Consider the following 2780-nt stretch of genomic DNA (forward strand, 5'->3'; position numbering starts at 1 on the left):
GTCAACTTCCTGTACGGCTCACCGGCTTTCGCGGTGTCGGTGGCCGCGCAGATCGACGGGGTTTCGGTCGCCGGGGCGGTCGTGGAGCCGGTCGACGGCCGCTGCTGGAGTGCGGTGCGCGGTCAGGGCGCGTGGCTCGACGGGCGCCCGCTGCGCGTCTCGTCGGCGGACCGGCTTGACCTCACCCTCGTCGCCACGGGTTTCTCCTACGGGGCCGAGCGCCGTGAACGCCAGGCCCGGGTGATCGCGAACCTGCTCGGGCACGTCCGGGACATCCGGCGGCCGGGCGCGGCGTCGCTGGACCTGTGCGCCGTCGCGGCGGGCTGGACGGACGCCTACTTCGAGCACGGGCTGCACCGCTGGGACTGGGCCGCCGGTGCGCTGGTCGCGGCCGAGGCCGGCGCGCTGGTCAGCCTGCCCGGGGAGGACCCCGGCCTGGGCGCCGACGCGACCTTCGCCGCCGCACCCGGCATCGCGGGCCCGCTGCGCGACGTCCTCGTCGCCTCCGGCGCCCAGGACGTCTAGCCACCCACCACGCCCTATCGCCGAAAGCCGCGGGGGCCGCGCATTGCCGTGAAGGGTCCCTTCACAGCCGATCCGACCGTGAAGGGACCCTTCACGGCTCACACCGGGGCCCCTTCACAGCCGTATCGCGGAGCTCAGCAGGCGACGTTGCGGGCGGCGGTGAGCAAAGCCGGGTCCAGCACCGGCGAGCCCGGCGCGGACTGCTCGTTGCCGTTGGGATGCTGGGTGGACCAGGTCTGCAACTGCTGCAGGATCTGGCGCGCCTGCTGGGTGGGCCGGATGTCGCCGAAGGTGCCGCCGATGGACAGGTCCACCGAGGCATCGGCCCTGGTGTCCTTGACCAGTTCGACGCACGGCAGCACGAGGCTGAGCGTGCGGGCCGCGGACACGCCGTTGTCGCCGAAGCGGATCTGGCCGCGGCACTTGGCCGCGGTGTCCTTCGGGTAGTACGGGTCGTTCTCCGGCTGTGCGATCTGCGTGAAGCCGAGCTCGCGCAGCCCTTCCGTGGTGATCGCGGCCTGGCCGCGCAGCTGGCTCGCGTTGAGCACCTTGACCGCGACCTTGTCCGGCGGGACCGGCGCGATGTCGTCGAGCGCGGAGTGGCTCAGTGAGGTGAAGGTCATGCCCTGGGCGGGGGTCGGTCCCGGGTCGCAGCGCAGTACCGCGTCGATGTCCGCCCGGCTGGTGATCGCCCGCACCCAGATCACCATCGCGACCAGGCCGAGTACCCCGATGAAGATCATTGCGGGTAGTGGACGACGTCTGCGATAGCCCCGCTTCTTGCGGTTGCCCAGCCCGATCCCCGACGCCACCAGCCCGACATCCTTCCCGACTCCGCCGACCGTCCCCGCTGCCTGGACCGTCGCACCTGATCAGCGTAAGCGTTACAGTGCACCAACGCCCAAACCGCCTCTCGAGTGGGTCTGACTAGGCGGTCCACCTGGGATTTTCCCCCTCGGATCTCCCCCTCGGGGGTGAGGTCGGCGCGCCGTGGTCTAACCCGTTGCAGCTCTGGGTATGTGGTGAGCTACCCTCTGCGGGCTCCAGCCGTAGATCAGGGTCCCCACACCACTCGCCGAAGAGAGACCCGACTCACTACGGCGCCGGGCACAAACAGGGGCGCTGGAACGTTGTCCAGCGGCACGAAGGGCGCGCGGAGGTGTATCGCGAGCCCGGAGAATCAACATCGAAGCTATCGCAGGGGTGAAGGACAATGGCGACCGACTACGACGCTCCGCGCCGCAGCGAGGCCGACGAGCTGGCCGAAGACTCGTTGGAGGAGCTGAAGGCCAGGCGGAACGAGAACCAGTCCGGGGTTGTGGACGTCGACGAGGACGCGTCCGCGGAGAACTTCGAACTCCCGGGCGCGGATCTGTCGGGACTCTCGGGTGAAGACCTGACCGTCAAGGTGGTGCCGAAGCAGGCGGACGAGTTCACCTGCTCCGTGTGCTTCCTGGTGCATCACCGCAGTCGTCTGGCCGAGGAGCACAACGGCCAGATGATCTGCCGCGACTGTGCGTGAACCAGGTCGAAGTCCGGTTACGGCGAACGTCGCGAGGGCGCGCTCACGGGCGACCGTGAGTGCGGCCTGGGCTACCGCTTCCGCAGCAGGGCGGCCACGGCCTCGGGCTTGCGGGTGCTGAACACCCAGTACGGGGTCGGATCGTCCGGGTCGGTGAGGTGCACCCGCACCACCGGGCCGACCCAGCCGCGATGGACGACGAAGGCGGCGGGGTCGAGTTCGGGTCCGAGCGCCTTGCGCTTGCGGTCGCGGCCGATCACCTCGGCCTCGCCCGCGAACCGCAGCGGCAGGTGGGCCTTGCCCACGCGCAACTCGGTCTCGGTGACCTCGACCTTGGTCCGGCTCATCGAGACCAGCCAGGCGATCATCAGGGGGACCAGCACCACATAGGGCAGCCAGGCCCGCACGCCCGGGTATCCCATGTGGACTTCGGCGGCCAGCAGTACCGCCGCGAGCAGCGGCAGCGGCCAGCCCCACCAAGGTACGTACAGCCGCTCCGCGTGCAGCGTGCGGTCGGCTCCGCGGTCCTGGTTCACCGGCGCACCGGCCGTACTTGCGCTCTCAGCCACGCCTTCAGGGTAGTCTCGCCGCCCGTGCCCTCCGTGCAGGTCCTGCTTACCCGTCTCGATCCGGATGTTCCCGTGCCCGGCTACGCCCGGCCCGGCGACGCCGGCGCCGATCTCGTGACCACCAGCGATGTGGAACTCGCGCCGGGGGAGCGGGCCGTGGTCGG

The 2780-nt window shown here is 70.5% G+C and carries 4 protein-coding genes and 1 pseudogene; 3 read left to right on the forward strand and 2 right to left on the reverse strand.

All coding sequences use genetic code 11. From position 1 onward, the window contains the following. Positions 1-525, forward strand: a 525-nt coding sequence (locus FNH05_RS35695; RefSeq protein ID WP_144593257.1) for an inositol monophosphatase family protein, incomplete at its 5' end; no start/stop codon positions are given. 134 nt (positions 526-659) lie between these two features. Here FNH05_RS35695 and cei read toward each other — a convergent pair. Further along, positions 660-1337, reverse strand: a complete 678-nt coding sequence (gene cei, locus FNH05_RS35700) for an envelope integrity protein Cei (RefSeq protein WP_144593258.1) — start codon at positions 1335-1337, stop codon at positions 660-662. Positions 1338-1738: 401 nt separating this feature from the next. Here cei and FNH05_RS35705 point away from each other — a divergent pair, with 401 nt between their 5' ends. Then, a complete protein-coding gene (locus FNH05_RS35705; RefSeq protein ID WP_144593259.1) occupies positions 1739-2047 on the forward strand; it encodes a DUF4193 domain-containing protein in 309 nt (102 codons plus the stop codon). Between the two features lie 71 nt (positions 2048-2118). Here FNH05_RS35705 and FNH05_RS35710 read toward each other — a convergent pair whose 3' ends face one another. Further along, positions 2119-2616 carry a DUF3093 domain-containing protein gene (locus tag FNH05_RS35710; RefSeq protein ID WP_425458525.1) on the reverse strand — a complete coding sequence of 166 codons (498 nt, stop codon included), beginning with the start codon at positions 2614-2616 and terminating at the stop codon, positions 2119-2121. A gap of 24 nt (positions 2617-2640) precedes the next feature. Here FNH05_RS35710 and FNH05_RS39670 point away from each other — a divergent pair. Next, positions 2641-2780, forward strand: a pseudogene (locus FNH05_RS39670) (dUTP diphosphatase); the annotation flags it as partial.

The sequence above is a fragment of the Amycolatopsis rhizosphaerae genome, from assembly GCF_007713715.1.
GTDB lineage: Bacteria > Actinomycetota > Actinomycetes > Mycobacteriales > Pseudonocardiaceae > Amycolatopsis_E > Amycolatopsis_E rhizosphaerae.